Annotated in this window: 20 protein-coding genes; 14 read left to right on the top strand and 6 right to left on the bottom strand. The window is 69.8% G+C overall.

The annotated features are described in order from the left end of the window. Positions 1 to 4: 4 nt before the first annotated feature. Together ACOMG5_RS04335 and ACOMG5_RS04340 are read left to right on the top strand one after the other, a co-directional pair. Positions 5 to 1,174, top strand: a complete 1,170-nt coding sequence (locus ACOMG5_RS04335) for a GNAT family N-acetyltransferase (protein ID WP_420342559.1) — start codon at positions 5 to 7, stop codon at positions 1,172 to 1,174. Between the two features lie 10 nt (positions 1,175 to 1,184). Beyond that, positions 1,185 to 1,787, top strand: coding sequence for a glutathione S-transferase family protein (locus tag ACOMG5_RS04340; protein WP_420342560.1), 603 nt, complete (start codon positions 1,185 to 1,187; stop codon positions 1,785 to 1,787). A 1-nt stretch (position 1,788) separates the two neighbouring features. Here ACOMG5_RS04340 and ACOMG5_RS04345 read toward each other — a convergent pair whose 3' ends face one another. Next, entirely contained in the window at positions 1,789 to 2,277 is a 489-nt protein-coding gene (locus tag ACOMG5_RS04345; protein WP_420342561.1) for a peroxiredoxin, read from the bottom strand. Positions 2,278 to 2,352: 75 nt separating this feature from the next. Here ACOMG5_RS04345 and ACOMG5_RS04350 point away from each other — a divergent pair, with 75 nt between their 5' ends. Genes ACOMG5_RS04350 through ACOMG5_RS04360 form a run of 3 tightly spaced genes read left to right on the top strand, consistent with a single transcriptional unit; the run spans position 2,353 to position 4,753 of the window. Then, complete coding sequence (locus tag ACOMG5_RS04350; protein ID WP_420342562.1) at positions 2,353 to 3,549, top strand: NAD(P)/FAD-dependent oxidoreductase; 1,197 nt, start codon at positions 2,353 to 2,355, stop codon at positions 3,547 to 3,549. Beyond that, complete coding sequence (gene rsmD / locus ACOMG5_RS04355) at positions 3,546 to 4,109, top strand: 16S rRNA (guanine(966)-N(2))-methyltransferase RsmD (RefSeq protein WP_420342563.1); 564 nt, start codon at positions 3,546 to 3,548, stop codon at positions 4,107 to 4,109. The genes ACOMG5_RS04350 and rsmD overlap by 4 nt, the downstream gene beginning before the upstream one ends. Then, entirely contained in the window at positions 4,106 to 4,753 is a 648-nt protein-coding gene (locus ACOMG5_RS04360) for an HAD family hydrolase (RefSeq protein ID WP_420342564.1), read from the top strand. The genes rsmD and ACOMG5_RS04360 overlap by 4 nt, the downstream gene beginning before the upstream one ends. 2 nt (positions 4,754 to 4,755) lie before the next feature. Here ACOMG5_RS04360 and map read toward each other — a convergent pair whose 3' ends face one another. Beyond that, positions 4,756 to 5,568 (bottom strand): type I methionyl aminopeptidase, encoded by an 813-nt coding sequence (gene map, locus ACOMG5_RS04365; RefSeq protein ID WP_420342565.1) that lies wholly within the window; start codon positions 5,566 to 5,568, stop codon positions 4,756 to 4,758. A gap of 114 nt (positions 5,569 to 5,682) precedes the next feature. On the opposite strand from map, the gene ACOMG5_RS04370 reads away from it, so the two are divergent. The 3 genes from ACOMG5_RS04370 to ACOMG5_RS04380 are packed head-to-tail and all read left to right on the top strand — an operon-like array spanning position 5,683 to position 8,026. Beyond that, positions 5,683 to 6,411, top strand: coding sequence for a competence/damage-inducible protein A (locus ACOMG5_RS04370; protein WP_420342566.1), 729 nt, complete (start codon positions 5,683 to 5,685; stop codon positions 6,409 to 6,411). Further along, entirely contained in the window at positions 6,408 to 7,115 is a 708-nt protein-coding gene (locus tag ACOMG5_RS04375; protein ID WP_420342567.1) for a GNAT family N-acetyltransferase, read from the top strand. The genes ACOMG5_RS04370 and ACOMG5_RS04375 overlap by 4 nt, the downstream gene beginning before the upstream one ends. Further along, positions 7,112 to 8,026, top strand: coding sequence for an OmpA family protein (locus ACOMG5_RS04380; protein WP_420342568.1), 915 nt, complete (start codon positions 7,112 to 7,114; stop codon positions 8,024 to 8,026). The genes ACOMG5_RS04375 and ACOMG5_RS04380 overlap by 4 nt, the downstream gene beginning before the upstream one ends. 1 nt (position 8,027) lies before the next feature. Here ACOMG5_RS04380 and ACOMG5_RS04385 read toward each other — a convergent pair whose 3' ends face one another. The 4 genes from ACOMG5_RS04385 to ACOMG5_RS04400 form a co-directional block, all read right to left on the bottom strand. Continuing rightward, on the bottom strand, positions 8,028 to 8,930 hold the full coding sequence (locus tag ACOMG5_RS04385) for a LysR family transcriptional regulator (protein WP_420342569.1): 903 nt from the start codon (positions 8,928 to 8,930) through the stop codon (positions 8,028 to 8,030). Positions 8,931 to 9,077: 147 nt separating this feature from the next. Continuing rightward, the gene (locus ACOMG5_RS04390; protein ID WP_420342570.1) at positions 9,078 to 9,566 is read right to left on the bottom strand and encodes a DUF2478 domain-containing protein; all 489 of its coding nucleotides are present in this window, start codon (positions 9,564 to 9,566) and stop codon (positions 9,078 to 9,080) included. Continuing rightward, positions 9,548 to 10,159, bottom strand: a complete 612-nt coding sequence (gene mobA / locus ACOMG5_RS04395; RefSeq protein WP_420342571.1) for a molybdenum cofactor guanylyltransferase MobA — start codon at positions 10,157 to 10,159, stop codon at positions 9,548 to 9,550. The genes ACOMG5_RS04390 and mobA overlap by 19 nt, the downstream gene beginning before the upstream one ends. A gap of 55 nt (positions 10,160 to 10,214) precedes the next feature. Further along, complete coding sequence (locus tag ACOMG5_RS04400; RefSeq protein WP_420342572.1) at positions 10,215 to 10,586, bottom strand: DsrE family protein; 372 nt, start codon at positions 10,584 to 10,586, stop codon at positions 10,215 to 10,217. A gap of 165 nt (positions 10,587 to 10,751) precedes the next feature. On the opposite strand from ACOMG5_RS04400, the gene ACOMG5_RS04405 reads away from it, so the two are divergent. The 6 genes from ACOMG5_RS04405 to ACOMG5_RS04430 all read left to right on the top strand — a co-directional run bounded on the left by ACOMG5_RS04405 (position 10,752) and on the right by ACOMG5_RS04430 (position 16,426). Beyond that, the gene (locus ACOMG5_RS04405; RefSeq protein WP_420342642.1) at positions 10,752 to 12,008 is read left to right on the top strand and encodes a flavin-containing monooxygenase; all 1,257 of its coding nucleotides are present in this window, start codon (positions 10,752 to 10,754) and stop codon (positions 12,006 to 12,008) included. Positions 12,009 to 12,024: 16 nt separating this feature from the next. After that, positions 12,025 to 12,438 (top strand): RidA family protein, encoded by a 414-nt coding sequence (locus ACOMG5_RS04410; RefSeq protein ID WP_420342573.1) that lies wholly within the window; start codon positions 12,025 to 12,027, stop codon positions 12,436 to 12,438. A 110-nt stretch (positions 12,439 to 12,548) separates the two neighbouring features. Next, entirely contained in the window at positions 12,549 to 13,226 is a 678-nt protein-coding gene (locus ACOMG5_RS04415; RefSeq protein WP_420342574.1) for a DUF1028 domain-containing protein, read from the top strand. Positions 13,227 to 13,291: 65 nt separating this feature from the next. Then, a complete protein-coding gene (locus ACOMG5_RS04420; protein WP_420342575.1) occupies positions 13,292 to 14,272 on the top strand; it encodes a LysR family transcriptional regulator in 981 nt (326 codons plus the stop codon). Beyond that, entirely contained in the window at positions 14,272 to 15,360 is a 1,089-nt protein-coding gene (locus tag ACOMG5_RS04425) for a M20/M25/M40 family metallo-hydrolase (RefSeq protein ID WP_420342576.1), read from the top strand. Before ACOMG5_RS04420 ends, ACOMG5_RS04425 begins: the two co-directional genes overlap by 1 nt. A 46-nt stretch (positions 15,361 to 15,406) precedes the next feature. Beyond that, positions 15,407 to 16,426 (top strand): Ldh family oxidoreductase, encoded by a 1,020-nt coding sequence (locus ACOMG5_RS04430; RefSeq protein WP_420342577.1) that lies wholly within the window; start codon positions 15,407 to 15,409, stop codon positions 16,424 to 16,426. Positions 16,427 to 16,448 lie beyond the last annotated feature (22 nt).

Consider the following 16,448-nt stretch of genomic DNA (forward strand, 5'->3'; position numbering starts at 1 on the left):
CGCCATGAGCGGTATCGAGATCACCCTGGCCGAGGGCGTCGCACAGATCGCCCCGGCCGACTGGAACGCCTGCGCCTGCCCGGAGGCCCTGAGCGGCCGGGCGCTGGACCCGTTCACCACGCATGAGTTCCTGTCGGGGCTGGAGCGCTCCGGCTCCGTCGGGCCCGGCACCGGCTGGACGCCGCGGCCGGTGGTCGCGCGCGCAGGCGGCACGGTGATCGCGGTCGCGCCGCTCTACATCAAATCCCACAGCCAGGGCGAATATGTATTCGATCACGGCTGGGCCGAGGCGTTCGAGCGCGCAGGCGGGCAGTATTACCCGAAGCTGCAATGCGCGGTGCCGTTTTCGCCGGTGACGGGGCGGCGCCTGCTCACCCGCCCCGGGCATGAGGCGGAGGGGCGCGCGGCGCTCCTGCAGGGAATGGCGCAGGTGACGGAGCAGGCGGGGCTCTCCTCCGCCCATATTACCTTCTGTACCGAGGCCGAGGCGGAAGCGGGCGCGGATCGCGGCTGGCTGCCGCGCATGGGCGAGCAGTTCCACTGGACGAACCGCGGCTATGCCGGTTTCGACGATTTCCTGGCCGAGCTCGCCTCGCGCAAGCGCAAGGCGATCCGCAAGGAACGCGAACGCGCGCAGGCCTTCGGCGGCCGCATCCGCGCGCTCACGGGCAGCGAAATCCGCCCGGAGCACTGGCAGGCGATGTGGGCCTTCTATCAGGATACCGGCGGCCGCAAATGGGGCCGGCCCTACCTGACCCGCGCCTTCTTCGATACGCTGCATGCGCTGCGCGACGATGTGCTCCTGATCCTCGCGGAACGCGATGGCATTCCGGTGGCGGGCGCGCTGAACCTGATCGGGCGCGATACGCTCTATGGCCGCTACTGGGGCTGCCTGGAGGATCACGCCTATCTGCATTTCGAGCTGTGCTACCATCAGGCGGTGGATTGGGCCATCGCGCAGGGCCTTGCGCGGGTGGAGGCGGGCGCACAGGGCGAGCACAAGCTCGCGCGCGGCTATATGCCGGTGCCGACGCGCTCGCTGCACTGGATCGTCAATCCCTCTTTCCGGCGCGCGGTGGCGCGGTATCTTGATGAGGAGCGCGCCGCGGTGGCCGAGGAGATCGCCGATCTGGATGCGCTCGGCCCCTTCCGCCGGGGCGATCTGCAGGACTGAGGAGGCAGCGATGACCGGACTGAAGCTCTACACCCACCCCAAATCGCGCGGCCGCATCGCGCGCTGGATGCTGGAGGAGACCGGGCGGCCCTATGAGACCGAGGTGATGGACTATGGCGCGCCGCTGCAATCGGCCGCCTTCCGCGCGCTGAACCCGATGGGCAAGGTGCCGGTACTGGTCGCTGAAGGGCAGGTGGTGACGGAAACCGCCGCGATCTGCGCCTTCCTGGCGGAGGCCTGCCCGGAGGCGGGGCTGGCGCCGCTGCCCTCGGAGCGGGCGAATTACCTGCGCTGGATGTTTTTTGCCGCGGGCCCGCTGGAGCAGGCGATCTCGGCGCGGATGTTCGGCTTCGAGCCCAGCGCGGAGCAGCGCCGCTCTGTGGGCTTCGGCGATTATGACAGCACGGTCATTGCGCTGGCGGGCTGGCTCACGGACCACGACCATGTGACCGGGGTGCGGTTCACCGCGGCCGATGTCTATGTCGGCTCGCAAGTGATGTTTGCGCTGAGCTTCGGCGGCCTGCCCGCGCATCCCGCCTTCCTCGCCTATCGCGAGCGCCTTGCCGCCCGCCCGGCCTTTCGCCGGGCGAGCGAGCTGGATGGGCCGATGTAGCTCAGAGGAGCTCCAGGATCGCCTCGCCGGCCGAGGTCTCGCAGACGCCGGGGCTCTCTTCCTTGTTCAGCACAGTGACGATGCCATCCTCGACGATCATCGCATAGCGGGCCGAGCGCTTCAGCAGGCCCGCGGGCGGGGCGCTGAACTCCATCCCGATCGCCGTGGTGAAGGCCGATTCGGGATCCGCCAGCAGGGTGATGCCGGCTTCCGTGGCGCCGGTGGCCTCGCCCCAGGCCTTCATCACGAACGGGTCGTTGACGGAAATGCAGATCACCTCGTCCACGCCCTTCGCCTTCAGCGCACCGATGGTACGGATGAAGCTCGGCACATGCGCGGTGGTGCACACGCCGGTATAGGCGCCCGGCACGGCGAAGATGACGACCTTGCGGCCCTTCATCTTGTCGCCGAGGCTCACCGCCTCCGGACCGCTGTCGCCAATCCGCAGCAGCGTGGCGCCGGGCAGAACGTCGCCCTTCTGGATGCTCATATGTGTCCCTCTCGCGTTGCACAGCATTGCGCGGAGGATATAGGGTCAGCGCGCGGAACGACCAGAGGGGAAATCATGTCAGGCATCGTGATCGTCGGCGGCGGACAGGCGGCGGCCTCGCTCGCGGCGCGGCTGCGCACGCAGGGCTATGTGGGCGCGGTGACGATCCTCGGCGCCGAGCCGGTGGCGCCCTATCAGCGCCCGCCGCTGTCCAAGGGCTATCTGCTGGGCGAAATGCCGATCGATCGCCTCACGCTGCGCGGCGCGGATTGGTGGGCCGCGAATGGCATCACGCTGCGCACCGGCGCGCAGGTCACCGCGATCGACCGCTCCGCGAAGCGGGTGCAGGTGGAGGGCGGCGCGCTGGCCTATGATCAGCTCGCGCTCTGCACCGGGGCGGCGCCGCGGCGGCTGCCCGCGGCACTCGGCGGCGATCTGGCGGGCGTATTCACCGTGCGCAGCCTCGCCGATGTGGATGCGATGGCGCCCGAATTCCGCCCGGGCCGGCGGCTCGTGGTGGTGGGCGGCGGCTATATCGGGCTCGAGGCCGCGGCGGTGGCGCGCAAACTCGGGCTGGAGGTGACGCTGATCGAGGCCGCGCCGCGGATCCTCGGCCGCGTCGCCTGCGCAGAAACCGCGGATGCGATCCGCGCGCTGCATCGGGCTCATGGCGTGACGATCCTCGAATCCACCGGCCTGCGGCGGCTCACGGGCACGGGCCATGTCAGCGGCGCGGAGCTGGCCGATGGCCGGGTGATCGAAGCGGATTTCGCCATTGTCGGCATCGGCGTCACGCCGGAGACGGGGCTTGCCGCGGCAGCGGGGCTTACGGTGGCCGACGGGATCGCGGTCGATGCGCAGGGCCGCACGGCGGATCCGGCGATCTGGGCCGCGGGCGATTGCGCCTCCTTCCCGGCGGCGGGCGGGCGGCTCCGGCTCGAGAGCGTGGGCAATGCGATCGACATGGCCGAGCTCGTGGCCGACAACATGCTGGGCGCCGGGCGCGGCTATGTGCCCAAGCCCTGGTTCTGGTCCGACCAGTTCGATGCCAAGCTGCAGATCGCCGGGCTGAACACCGGCCACGACCGCGTGGTGCGCCGGCAGGGAGAGGGACAGTCCTTCTGGTATTTCCGGGCGGGCAGCCTGATCGCGGTGGATGCACTGAACGATGCCCGGGCCTATATGGTCGGCAAGCGGCTGATCGAGGCGGCAAAGCCCTTCACGCCGGAGCAGATTTCCACCGCGCCGGATCTGAAGGCGCTGCTGAAATGAGGATCATCGGCGGCGAACGGCGCGGGCTGAAGCTCGCCGATGTGGGCGCGGGCGACATGCAGGCGCATCTGCGCCCGACCACGGACCGGGTGCGGGAATCGATCTTCAACCTGCTGATCAATGGCACGCATGGCAATCCGGTGCCGGGCGCGCGGGTGCTCGACCTGTTCGCGGGCACCGGGGCGCTCGGGCTGGAGGCGCTGTCACGCGGGGCGGCGCGGGTGGCCTTCGTCGATGATGGCACCGCCGCGCGCGCACTCCTGCGCCGCAATATCGAGCTGATGCGGGCGATGGGCGCCACCGATGTCTGGCGCCGCGATGCCACCAGCATGGGCCCCTGCCGCGGCGCGGGCTACGAGCTGATCTTCCTCGACCCGCCCTATGGGCTGGGCCTCGGCGAACGCGCGCTCGCCTCCTGCCTGGAGGGCGGCTGGATCGCGCCGGGCGCCACCATCGTCTGGGAGGAGAACACCCCGCCTGCCCTGCCCGCGCCCCTGGAGCAGCTGGACCAGCGCCGCTACGGCGATACCCTCGTCACCCTCGCAAGGATGCCCGCATGACCCCGGCCGCCGTTCTGTTTGATTGCGACGGGGTGCTGGTGGACAGCGAGCCCGTGACCTTCCGCCTGATCCAGGAGGAGTTCGCCGCGCATGGCCTTTCGGTGACGGTGGAGGCGCTGAAGCCGCTGTTCATCGGCCATACCATCGCGGAAACGGCCGTCTATGCGCGGGCCGAAGGCGCGGCCCTCCCGGAGGACTGGCCCGAGCGGTTCTATGAGCGGCTGTGTGCGCGGCTTGCCGAAGGCACCGCGCTGATGCCCGGGGTGCCGGAGCTGCTCGACCGGCTGGATGCGGCGGGCGTACCCTATGCCGTGGGCTCCAACGGGCGGCGGATCAAGATGGAGGCGACGCTCGGGCAGCATCCGGAGATCTGGGCGCGGCTGAAGGACCGGCTGTTCTCCGGCCAGGATCTGGGCTGCCCGAAGCCCGCGCCGGAGCTCTACCTCATTGCGGCGCGGAGCCTCGGCGCCGCCCCGGAGCGCTGCGTGGTGATGGAAGATACCGCCACCGGCGCGCGCGCGGGCATCGCCGCCGGCATGCGGGTGCTGGGCTATGCGCCCGAGGGGCCGAACCCGGGCCTCGCGGCGGTGGGGGCGGAAATCGTCCATTCCATGGCCGATGTGCCCGCCCGCCTCGGGCTCTAGGTTCAGCGCCAGGTCGGGTGGAAGCGGTTCGCGGGCGAGAGGGTGAAGATCTCGCAGCCCTCGGCGGTGACGCCCACGCAATGCTCGAACTGCGCCGAGAGCGACTTGTCGCGCGTCACCGCGGTCCAGTCGTCGGCGAGGATCTTGGTATCGGGGCGGCCGAGGTTCACCATCGGCTCGATGGTGAAGATCATCCCCTCCTCCAGCACCGCGCCGCTGCCCGGGCGGCCGTAATGCAGCACGTTGGGCGGCGCATGGAACACCCGGCCGACGCCATGGCCGCAGAAATCGCGCACCACGCTCATCCGGTTGCCCTCGACATATTGCTGAATCGCATGGCCAATGTCGCCGAAGGTATTGCCGGGCTTGACCTGCTCGATGCCGATCATCAGCGATTCATACGTCACCTCGATCAGCCGCTCCGCCTTGCGCCCGAGGTTGCCCGCCACATACATGCGCGAGCTGTCGCCATACCAGCCATCGAGGATCACGGTCACGTCGATGTTCAGGATGTCGCCGTCGTGCAGGATCTTGTCTGCCGGGATCCCGTGGCACACCACATGGTTCACCGAAATGCAGGAGGCGTGCTTGTAGCCGCGGTAGCCGATGGTGGCCGAGGTCGCGCCCAGCTCCGTCACCCGGCGGCGGATGAAATCGTCGAGCTCGGCGGTGGTGATGCCGGGATTGACCAGATCGGCCACCTCGTCGAGGATCTGCGCCGTGACCTGACAGGAGGCCCGGATCCCGTCGAAATCGCTGGTGGTGTTGTAGATGCGAATGCCGTCCTTGGTGACGCGCCCAGCCTTCTCTTCCACTGGCCTTCTCCTGAATTTGCTGGCCCTAGATAGTCACAAACGCGGCGTTTTACCAGAGCCGGGCTTCCCCGGCGCGGGCCGCGGCCCTATACATCGGCGCAAAGGAGGCCCATGATGCAAAATCCGACCGCAGCGATCCTGATCATCGGCGATGAAATCCTGACCGGGCGCACCCGGGAAGGCAACGCCTGGTTCCTGGCGGGCGAACTGGCCAAGGCGGGCATCACCTTGCAGCAGATCCGTGTGATCGGCGACGATCATGCCACCATCGTGGCGGCGGTGCAGGAGCTGGCGGGCGCACATGACCACCTGTTCACCTCGGGCGGCATCGGCCCCACGCATGACGACATTACCGCCGATGCGGTGGCTGCGGCCTTCGGGCGCGGCATTGGCGTGCGCGCGGATGCCCGCGCACTTCTGGCCGCGCATTACGCCGCGCGCGGCACCGAGCTGACCGAGGCGCGGCTGCGCATGGCGCGGATCCCGGAGGGCGCCCGACTGATCGACAATCCCGTTTCCACCGCGCCCGGGTTCACGCTGGAGAACTGCCATGTGATGGCGGGGGTGCCGGAGGTGTTTCAGGCGATGGTGGCGGGGCTGCTGCCCGGGCTGCGGGGGGGCGCGCCGCTTTTGTCGCGCAGCCTGCTGGTGATGGCGCCCGAAAGCAGCGTGGCCGATCCGCTGCGCGCGCTGGCCGAAGCGCATCCGGAGGTCTCGCTCGGCTCCTATCCGTTCACGGCGGGCGGGCGCTATGGCACCTATCTCGTGGTGCGCAGTACCGATGCCGCCGCGCTGGACGCCGCTTTTTCAGCGCTCGCGGCCGCGTTTCCGGAGGGGCAATGATCTGGTTCGAGGTGATCGATGCCACCTGGCCCGCCGCCTCCAGCCGGATGGCGGGCGGGTTTCGCGTGCGCGAGGGCCTTGGCGGCGGCTCGCGGGTGAGCTCGGCGAGCCTCGAACTGGCGCTGGAGCAGGCGGATATCGATGCAGCCATCGCTGCGCATCGCGCGCTCGGCCAGCAGCCGAAATTCATCATCCGCCCCGGCGAGGAAGCGCTCGATGCGGCATTGGCGGCGCGGGGGTTTGAGCGGTTCGATCCGGTCCGGATCTACGATGCGCCGCTCGATGCGCTGGCCAGCAACGTGCCGCCGGTGACGGCCTTCGCGCATTGGCCGCCGTTGCAGATCGCCCGCGAAGTCTGGGCCGAGGGCGGCATCGGCCCGGGGCGGCAGGCGGTGGCCGAACGCGCGCCCATGCCGAAGGCCGCGATCCTCGGGCGGCGGAACGACCGCGCCGCCGGGGCTGCCTTCATCGGCATCCATGCCGGCATCGCGATGCTGCACGGGCTGTTCGTGCTGCCGGAGTTCCGCCGCGGCGGGCTGGCCGCGGCGATGATGGCCGAGGCCGTCCGCTGGGCGAAGGATGCGGGCGCGTCCCGCCTGAGCCTCGTGGTGACGGAGGCGAACGGCGCCGCGAATGCGCTCTATGCCCGGATCGGGATGGCCCCGGTGTGCCACTATCATTACCGCCGCGAGGCCCAGCGATGAGGCTTGCGCTGCTTGCCCTGCTGTGGGCCCTGCCCGCCCATGCGGCTCCGGTTGCGCTGCAACTCGGCGCAGACGCGAACCAGACCGCGCAATATGCCTCGTCGGCCACGGATTACCGGCTGCTGACCGGCGCCTGGACGGCGGAAGGCGGCGCTTCCACCCGGATCGAGGGCGCCCGCACCGATACCGCCTGGCGGCTGCGCGCGAACCAGCAGACCAGCCTCGCGATCTATGCGCCCCTGCGTGCGCAAATCACCGCGGCGGGCTATGCGGTGCTGTTCGAATGCGAGACAGAGGATTGCGGCGGGTTCGATTTCCGCTATGCGCTCGACCTGGTGCAGGAGCCGCAGATGCATATCGACCTCGGCGATTTCCGCTATCTGGCGGCGCGGCGGGGAGGCGAATGGCTGGCGCTCACGGTGTCGCGCAGCTCTGAATCGGGCTTCGTGAACCTGACCACGATTTCCGCAGGCGCGCTTCCTGCCGCCGCTGCGCAGGCGCCGGCATCGCCGCAACCTGCTCCGCCCGCGGTGGCCGCGCTCGGGGCACGGCTGGAGGCGGACGGGTCCGTCGCGCTCGACGATCTGGCCTTTGCCAGCGGCGCAACCGCGCCTGAGGCGGGCGACTATGCCTCGCTTCGCGCATTGGCGGATTACCTCGCGACGCGGCCGAATGCCCGGATCGTCCTGGTCGGGCATACCGATGCGACCGGCGGCCTCGATGGCAATATCGCGGTGTCGCGCAAACGGGCCGATGCGGTCCGCGCGCTTCTCGTCGCCTCCTACGGCGTCCGCGGCGGGCAGCTGGATGCGCAGGGCGCCGGATGGCTCGCGCCGAGGGCCAGCAACCTGAGGCCTGAAGGGCAGGACCGGAACCGCCGGGTCGAGGCGGTGCTGGTCACCGGCCCCTGAGCTACCACTGCGCGGCGCCCGCCTCCGCGAAGCTGCGCGTGAGGAAATCGATCAGCGCGCGGGTCTTCGGCGGCGCATAGGCCCCGGCGTGAACCACGGCGCTGATCGTCTGGACTTCGGGCGGCAGGCCCGGCAGCGCCTCCACCACCCGGCCATCGGCCAGCGCATCGGCCACGAGATAGCCTGGCAGCCAGGCGATCCCGAGCCCGGCGATACAGGCCTCCAGCAGCGCGCGGCCATCGTCGATGGTCAGCGAGCCGCCCGCGCGCACCATCCGCCGCTCGCCCGAGGGCGCGGTAATGTTCCAGACATTGCCATCGGACTGGTGCGAGAAATGCAAAAGCCGGTGCTCGTTCAGGTCGTCGATCTTCGCCGGGCGCGGCTGCGCAGCCAGGTAGGCGGGGGCGACCACCAGCCGCCGGGTGGCCCGCGCGATCGGATAGACATTCGCCGATTGCTCGAGCACGCCGATCCGGATCGAGACATCCACCCCATCGGCAGCAGATCCGTCGATCCGGTCCGTCAGCAGCACATTCGCGGTGATCTCCGGGAACTGCATGAGGAAGCGGTTCAGCACGGGCGCCAGCCGGTTCACCCCGAAATCCGTGGGCGAAGAGATCCGGATCCGGCCTGCGGGCGGGGCATGGAGCGCGGTGACAAGCGCATCGGCCTCACTCGCATCGGCCACCACCCGATGCGCCCGGTCGTAATAGGCCAGGCCCACTTCCGTCGGCGCGACGCGGCGGGTCGTGCGGTCCAGCAGCCGGGTGCCGAGCCGCGCCTCCAGCGCCGAGACATATTTCGACACCGCCGATTTCGACAATCCGAGCTTGCGCGCCGCATCGGTGAACCCACCCTGGTCCACCACGGCAATAAAGGCTTCCATTTCAGTGAGGCGGTCCATGGCAACATCCGTTGGTAAGAATTTCTTGACCAAGTGATGACGCCGGAATCGGGCCGAAATCGGGCAAGCAGCCGACAATTGGAAGGAATTGCCCCGCTTCCGCCCTACGCTGGAAACGATAAATCCGTCGCAAATAATATAATGGAATCAGCAACTTAGCGCGAAGGCGCGGATTGTTTCCGCATCGCAGGGCAATTCCTCTGCGAGATCGCCACAATAGGCCCGCCACACCGGGAGGTGTTTCCGATTCACGGCCAGGAGAATCGGTATCCCCGATTCCAGAGCGCGCTCCAGCACCGCGCGCATGCCGCCGCCTTCGGCCTCGATCTTGCCGAAGCGGTTCAGCACCAGAAGATCGGGCGCCTCCGGCAGGCGCGCCTGCAGCAGCCCCGCCACCTGCGCCAGCGCCGCCGGATCCAGACTGCAGCCCTGCGAGGCCCGCCCGAGGTTCTGGGTGATCACCTGCCGCGAGCCGTCATGCAGCGCGGTGAGCGCGATCTGCGAACAATCGCGGTCGCTCTCGTCGCGTCGGGTCTGCAGATAGCCGAGCACTCGGCGCCCGGGCAGGGCCTGCAGCGCCTCAGCCATCACCTGATCCACCGCATCATCGTCGAAAATCACTGCCGCGAGCCGCATGCACCCTCCTGCGCCAGGCGCCGCGCTTCGGCCAGATCCTCGGCGGTATTGATGTTGAAGAAGGCGGCCTCCGGGAAGGCGACATCGCTGATGCCATGGGGTGCAGCCCACTGCACGATCTTGGCCACGCCGGCCTCTAGCGCCGCGCGCAGATCGGTGCGCAGCGCCACCGGCCAGAGCGCACAGACCGGCTGGCGCTGCCCACCGGCGCAGGCCATGGCAATGGGCCTCGGCGCCTGCGCCAGATCGGCCACCAGCGTGGCGGGCAGGAACGGCGTATCGGCCGCGACGCTCACCACATGGCTGCGCCCGCGCCGCGCCGCGGCCTCCATCCCCGCCAGTATCCCGGCCAGCGGCCCGGGATGGCCCGGCAGATCGTCGGGGACCACCGGCAGGCCGAGATCGGCGAACCGCTCCGGATCGCCATTGGCATTGAGCACCAGCGCCGTGACCTGCGGGCTCAGCCGGGAAATCACCCGGCCAATCAGGCTTTCCCCCCCGAGCAAGAGGCGCCCCTTGTCGCCGCCGCCCATGCGCCGGGCCTGCCCGCCTGCGAGGATCACCCCCAGGATCTGATCGCCGTTGACCGCCATGCCCGCCCTTTCCGTTCGGGCGCAAGATGCGCCGCGGGCGGGGCGGCCGCAAGGGTCAGGTGACCTGGAAGCTGCCCTTCGCCGCGGTGAGCAGATCGACCACATCGCCCGCGGTGATCACTTCGCAGCCGGGGATGACCTGCTCCGCGGTGATACCGAAATGCGCCATGCAGGAGGCGCAGAGCCCGATCCGGCCGCCCTGCGCCTGGAATTTCGCCAGCAGCTCCGCCACCGGCGCGAAGGGTGCGCCAATGGCCAGGCCCTCCGTCGCGCCCGGAAGCGCGAGCTTCACCCCCTCCACCATCAGCACGATCATCGCCGCATGGCCCTTCGCCTGCGCATTGACGCCCATCATGATACCGACGGTTACCTTGGCCGGATTGTCCGGCCCTTCGAACAGCACGGTCACGAAATCTGCGGTCTGCATGGCTGCCTCCTGTCGGGCGGGATGCCCGGGCAATCATATTCCCATATTAATATGTAATTCAAGGCGGCGCTGATTAGGATGAACCTAATCAATGGTGATGGATGATTTTCTTTTTCCAAACATATATCCATGCCAGAGCTTGCGCATCAGGATGCGGGGGTCGGGATGACGATCGAGAAGACGGACGTTGTGGTCGTGGGTGCGGGTCAGGCGGGGATCGCGATGAGCGCGCATCTGGGCCGGGCGGGAGTGCCGCATCTGGTGCTGGAGCGCGACCGGATCGCCGAGCGCTGGCGCACGGGGCGGTGGGATTCGCTGGTGGCCAACGGCCCGGCCTGGCACGACCGCTTCCCGGATATGGCCTTCCCGGGCGATCCGGATGCCTTCGTGCCGAAGGAGGAGGTCGCGGATTATTTCGTGGAATTCGCCCGCCGGATCGCGGCGCCGGTGCGCACCGGGGTGCGCGTGACCCGCGTGCGCCGCAATGACGGGCGGGCGGGCTTCACGGTGGAGACCGATGCGGGCACGATCGAGGCCGATCATGTGGTCGCGGCGACGGGCGCGTTCCAGGTGCCGGTGATCCCGCCGCTGGTGCCTGAGGAGGCGGGCTTCACGCAGCTTCATTCGGCCGATTACCGCAACCCGGCGCAGCTGCCCAAAGGCGGCGTGCTGGTGGTGGGGGCCGGCTCTTCGGGCGTGCAGATCGCCGATGAGCTGCTGCGCGCGGGGCGGCAGGTCTGGCTCTCGGTCGGGCCGCATGACCGGCCGCCGCGGTCCTATCGCGGGCGCGATTTCGTCTGGTGGCTGGGCGTTCTGAACAAATGGGATGCGGAGGCCACCCCCGGGGTGGAGCATACCACCATCGCGGTGAGCGGCGCCTATGGCGGCCAGACGATCGATTTCCGCAGGCTGGCCGCGCGGGGGATGCAGCTTCTGGGCCGGACCGAGGGCTATGGCGATGGCGTGCTGCGGCTGGCGCCCGATCTGGCGGAAAACGTGCGCCGGGGCGATGCGAATTACCTCTCGGTTCTGGATGAGGCGGATGCCTATGTGGCGCGCAATGGGCTCAGCCTGCCCGAGGAGCCCGAAGCCCGCGAGATCCTGCCCGACCCGGCCAGCTTGACCGACCCGGTGCGGACGCTGGACCCGAAGGCCGCGGGTATAAGCACCATCCTCTGGGCCACGGGCTATGCGGTGGATTTCAGCTGGCTGCAGGTGGATACGCTCGACGCGCAGGGAAGGCCGCAGCACCAGCGCGGGGTCTCCCATGAGCCCGGGGTCTATTTCCTGGGGCAGCCGTGGCAGACGCGGCGCGGCTCTTCCTTCATCTGGGGCGTGTGGCATGATGCCCGCCACGTCGCCGACCATATCTGCAAGCAGCGCGGCTATCTGGCCTATGTGCCGGGCAGCGCCGACCTTTGACCCACCGGAGAACATGATGGCTCATACCCGCATCCGCAAGTTCAACACCAAGGACACCTATCCGGAGCAGAAGCTCGACAACGACCTGTGCCAGGCGGTGGTGGCGCGCGGCACGATGGTGTTCCTGCGCGGGCAGTGCCCGCAGGATCTGGATACATCGGTGGACATCGGCAGCCACGACCCGGTGGAGCAGACGCACAAGGTGATGCAGAACATCCGGCAGCTGATCGAGGAAGCCGGCGGCACGATGGAGCATCTGTGCAAGGTGGTGGTCTATCTGACCGATGTGCGCCACCGCGAGGCGGTGTACCGGACGATGGGCGAATATATCCGCAACGTGCATCCGGTTTCGACCGGGGTGGTGGTGACCTGCCTCGCGCGGCCGTCCTGGCTGGTGGAGATCGACGCGACGGCGGTGATCCCGGACTGAGGCTCTCCCGCGCGGGCGGGGTGCCTGCGGCACCGCGCCCCCTTGGGCCGCGCGCGGGGGACGCCCCCCGCGACCCCCGGCGGCAACGGCAATTCGAATGAGGAGCGGACATGACCTTTTCCATCGTGGCGCGCTGTGCGCAGAGCGGGCAATTCGGGGTGGCGATTTCCTCCTCTTCCCCGGCCGTGGCGGCGCGCTGCGCCTGGGCGCGGGCGGGCATTGGGGCGGTCTCGACGCAGAATGTGACGAACCCTGCGCTTGGCGCGGTAATGCTGGACCGGCTGGCCGCGGGGGATGCGGCCCCGGCCGCAGTGGCGGCAGCGGTGGCGGCGGATGGCCATCCGGAATACCGGCAGCTGCTGGCGGTGGATGCGGCCGGGCGCACGGCGGTACATTCGGGTGCGCGCGCGCTCGGGATCTGGACGGCGGCCGAGGGGCGGGACTGCGCGGCCGGAGGCAACATGCTCGCGCATGCGGGCGTGCCGGCGGCGATGGTGGCGGCCTTCGAGGAGACCTCCGGCGCTTTGGGAGACCGGCTGATTGCCGCGCTGCAGGCGGGGGTGGCTGCGGGCGGCGAGGCCGGGCCGGTGCATTCCGCGGGGCTCATGATCGTGGACCGGCAGGCCTGGCCCTATGCGGAGCTGCGGATCGACTGGCTGGATGAGGGCTGCCCGGTCGCGGCGGTGGCGCGGGCCTGGGAGGTCTATGCGCCGCAGGCGGCGGATTATGTGACCCGGGCGCTCAGCCCCGCCGCCGCGCCCTCCTACGGCGTACCCGGGGACGAATGATCGCGGGGATTGACGCCCGCGGCCGGATGCGCGCACCCTCGGCCCGCTCAGAGACCGGAGCCGCCATGCCCCTGCGCATCACCCTGCGTCAGTTCGAATATTTCGTGGCCGTCGGCGAATGCGGCTCGGTCGCGCTGGCGGCGGAGCGGGTGAACGTGTCCTCGCCCTCGATCTCCACCGCGATCGCGCAGCTGGAGGCGGAATTCGGGCTGCAGCTCTTCGTGCGCCGCCACGCGCAGGGGCTTTCGCTCACGCAGGGCGGGGCGCGGTTCCTGGAGCATGCGCGCGGGGTGCTGGCGCAGGCGCGCGGGCTTGGGGGCCTGGCGAACGAGATTACCGGCGCGGTGCGCGGGCCGCTGAACGTGGGCTGCCTGCTCACCTTCGCGCAGATCGTGCTGCCGCAGCTGCGGCGCAGCTTCGTGGAGCGCTGGCCCGAGGTGGCCTTCCATCAGTTCGAGCGCGACCAGCAGGAGCTGTTCGACGGGCTGCGCGCGGCGCGGCTGGATATCGCGCTGAGCTATGACCTTAACATCCCGCCCGATCTGAGCTTCGTGCCGCTGATCGATCTGCCGCCCTTTGCGCTCCTGGATCCGGCGCATCCGCTGGCCGGGCGGCCCATGCTGCGCCCGGCGGAGCTGGCGCCGCATCCGATGGTGCTGCTCGATCTGCCGATGAGCGCCGAGTATTTCCTGTCGTTCTTCGCGGCCGAGGGGCTCGCGCCGCAGATCGCGGAGCGGACCCGCGATATTGCGGTGATGCGCTCGCTGGTGGCCAATGGCTTCGGCTATTCGCTGGCGAATATCCGGCCAATATCGGACCTCGCGCCCGACGGGCGGCGGCTGGTGCTGGTGCCGCTGGCCGGGCCGGTGCGGGCGCTGCGGCTCGGGCTGCTGACGACAGAAGCCGCCGCGGCCACGCGTACCGTCGCGGCTTTTATCGACCATGCGCGGGCGGAAATAACCGCGGCGAGCGCCCCGGGGCTGCAGATGCGCCCGGATCCTGCCCGGCCCGATGCTGTTCGGCCCGATGCTTCACGGAGAGACTGATGCCCCTGCTGCCCCTCCTCGACCGGCTGATCGGCTTTCCGACCGTCTCGTCGCAATCGAACCTGCCGCTGATCGACTGGGCCGGGGCGCAGCTCGGTGCCGCGGGCTTCGCGGTGACGCGGATCCCCTCCGCCTGCGGCACCAAGGCGGGGCTGCTCGCGCGCTTCGGCACCGGGCCGGGGGGCACGCTGCTTTCGGCGCATACCGATGTGGTGCCGGTGGAGGGGCAGGACTGGACCGTGGCGCCCTTCGCCCTCACCCGCCGCGGCGCGCGCCTGCATGGCCGCGGCACCACCGATATGAAGGGCTTCATCGCCTGCGTGCTGGCGCTGGCGGAGGGGCTGCGGGCGCGCCCGCCCGCGCGGCCGGTGATGGTCGCGCTGAGCTGGGACGAGGAGCTTGGCTGCCGCGGCATTCCGCAGATGATCGACCGGGTGATCCCGGTTCTGGGCCGCCCCGAGCTGTGCGTGGTGGGCGAGCCCACGCTGCTGCGCATGGCCACCGGCCACAAGGGCAAGGCCAGCTACCGCGCCATCTGCCATGGTACCGCAGGGCATTCCGCGCTGGCGCCGCGCTACCGCAACGCACTGCACCCGGCGGCGGAGCTGGTGCTGGCGCTGCGCGCGGCACAGGAGCGGCTGCTGCGCGAGGGGCTGCGCGACCCCGATCAGGACCCGCCCTGCGCCACCGTCCATGCCGGGGTGCTGCGCGGGGGCGTGGCGCTGAACGTGGTGCCGGACCGGGCCGAGCTCCTGTTCGAAATCCGCCATCTGGCGCAGGAGCGGCCAGAGGATATCCTCGCCGGAATTCCGGTGCCGGAGGGGGTGGAGATTGCCTGTACCGGCGCCTATCCGGGGCTGGAGACGGATCCGGCGCGGCTCGGGGCGCTGGCGCGGCTGCTGCCAGATCCCGCGCCGGTGAAGCTCGCCTATGGCACCGAGGCGGGCTATTTCGCCGGGCTCGGGATCCCGACCGCCGTCTGCGGGCCGGGCACGATGGAAGATGGCCACCAGCCCGACGAATCCATCGCCGAGACGGAGCTGCACGCCTGCCTCGCGCTGCTGGAGCGGCTGGTGCGGGCTGGTTGACTTCCGCGCCGTCCCGGCATTCCCTGCGCGCGAAAGGGGACTTCAGATGACCGATACCACAGAACTCCAGACCGAGGACGGGCTGCGCGCCCTGGTGCGCGCGATCCTCGAACGCAACGGTTGCCGCCCCGAAGTCGCCGCTACCCTGGCCGCCAATTGCGTCGCGGCGGAGCGCGATGGATCGGTCAGCCACGGCCTGTTCCGGGTGGATGGCTATGTCTCCACCCTGCGCTCGGGCTGGGTCGATGGCACCGCGGTGCCGGTGGTCGAAGACCGCGCGCCGGGCTGCATCGCAGTCGATGCCGCGAATGGATTCACCCAGGTCGCGCTGGCCGCGGCCCGCCCCGCCTTCGTGCGCAAGGTGCGCGAAAACGGCATCGCCATGCTCGGGATCCGCAATTCGCATCACCTCGCGGCGCTCTGGCCGGATGTGGAGCCCTTCGCGGAGGAAGGGCTGATCGCGCTCTCGATGATCAATTCGATGACCTGCTCGGTGCCGGTGGGGGCGAAGAAGCCCGTGTTCGGCACCAACCCGCTGGCAATGGCGGTGCCTGCGGGCGCCGAAGGTGTGCTGGTGTTCGATATGGCCACGACGACCATGGCCAATGGCGATGTGCGCGTGGCGCGCGCGGAAGGCCGGATGCTGCCGCCCGGCACCGGCGTGGACCGCGACGGCAACCCGACGGGCGACCCGGCGGCGATCCTCGATGGCGGCGCGCTTGTGCCCTTCGGCGGGCACAAGGGCTCGCTGATCTCGATGATGGTGGAGCTGCTCTGCGCGGGGCTGGGCGGGGGCAACTTCTCCTGGGAGTTCGACTGGTCTACCCATCCCGGCGCACAGACGCCCCATACCGGGCAGCTGTTCATCTGCATCGACCCGGCCCGCGGCGGCGGCCTGCCCTTCGGCCTGCGCGCCGAGACGCTGATCGCGCAGATGCGCGCGGCCGGGCTCGACCATTTCCCCGGCGAGCGGCGCCACCACACCCGCGCCCAGCGCGCCGAAGGCATACCCGTATCGTCCGGGCGGATGGCGCGGCTGCGGGCGCTGGCCTCCGGCGCCGAATAATTGTCGACAAACAAAATACAAG

It is taken from the genome of Paenirhodobacter sp. (assembly GCF_041916475.1).
In the GTDB taxonomy this organism is placed as follows: domain Bacteria; phylum Pseudomonadota; class Alphaproteobacteria; order Rhodobacterales; family Rhodobacteraceae; genus Rhodobacter.

Bases quoted from the DNA above. Each gene is read 5' to 3' on its own strand.
- ACOMG5_RS04335 (WP_420342559.1), top strand. From the start codon at position 5: ATGAGCGGTATCGAGATCACCCTGGCCGAGGGCGTCGCACAGATCGCC.
- ACOMG5_RS04340 (WP_420342560.1), top strand. From the start codon at position 1,185: ATGACCGGACTGAAGCTCTACACCCACCCCAAATCGCGCGGCCGCATC.
- ACOMG5_RS04345 (WP_420342561.1), bottom strand. From the start codon at position 2,277: ATGAGCATCCAGAAGGGCGACGTTCTGCCCGGCGCCACGCTGCTGCGG.
- ACOMG5_RS04350 (WP_420342562.1), top strand. From the start codon at position 2,353: ATGTCAGGCATCGTGATCGTCGGCGGCGGACAGGCGGCGGCCTCGCTC.
- rsmD (WP_420342563.1), top strand. From the start codon at position 3,546: ATGAGGATCATCGGCGGCGAACGGCGCGGGCTGAAGCTCGCCGATGTG.
- ACOMG5_RS04360 (WP_420342564.1), top strand. From the start codon at position 4,106: ATGACCCCGGCCGCCGTTCTGTTTGATTGCGACGGGGTGCTGGTGGAC.
- ACOMG5_RS04370 (WP_420342566.1), top strand. From the start codon at position 5,683: ATGCAAAATCCGACCGCAGCGATCCTGATCATCGGCGATGAAATCCTG.
- ACOMG5_RS04375 (WP_420342567.1), top strand. From the start codon at position 6,408: ATGATCTGGTTCGAGGTGATCGATGCCACCTGGCCCGCCGCCTCCAGC.
- ACOMG5_RS04380 (WP_420342568.1), top strand. From the start codon at position 7,112: ATGAGGCTTGCGCTGCTTGCCCTGCTGTGGGCCCTGCCCGCCCATGCG.
- ACOMG5_RS04385 (WP_420342569.1), bottom strand. From the start codon at position 8,930: ATGGACCGCCTCACTGAAATGGAAGCCTTTATTGCCGTGGTGGACCAG.
- ACOMG5_RS04390 (WP_420342570.1), bottom strand. From the start codon at position 9,566: ATGCGGCTCGCGGCAGTGATTTTCGACGATGATGCGGTGGATCAGGTG.
- mobA (WP_420342571.1), bottom strand. From the start codon at position 10,159: ATGGCGGTCAACGGCGATCAGATCCTGGGGGTGATCCTCGCAGGCGGG.
- ACOMG5_RS04400 (WP_420342572.1), bottom strand. From the start codon at position 10,586: ATGCAGACCGCAGATTTCGTGACCGTGCTGTTCGAAGGGCCGGACAAT.
- ACOMG5_RS04405 (WP_420342642.1), top strand. From the start codon at position 10,752: ATGACGATCGAGAAGACGGACGTTGTGGTCGTGGGTGCGGGTCAGGCG.
- ACOMG5_RS04410 (WP_420342573.1), top strand. From the start codon at position 12,025: ATGGCTCATACCCGCATCCGCAAGTTCAACACCAAGGACACCTATCCG.
- ACOMG5_RS04415 (WP_420342574.1), top strand. From the start codon at position 12,549: ATGACCTTTTCCATCGTGGCGCGCTGTGCGCAGAGCGGGCAATTCGGG.
- ACOMG5_RS04420 (WP_420342575.1), top strand. From the start codon at position 13,292: ATGCCCCTGCGCATCACCCTGCGTCAGTTCGAATATTTCGTGGCCGTC.
- ACOMG5_RS04425 (WP_420342576.1), top strand. From the start codon at position 14,272: ATGCCCCTGCTGCCCCTCCTCGACCGGCTGATCGGCTTTCCGACCGTC.
- ACOMG5_RS04430 (WP_420342577.1), top strand. From the start codon at position 15,407: ATGACCGATACCACAGAACTCCAGACCGAGGACGGGCTGCGCGCCCTG.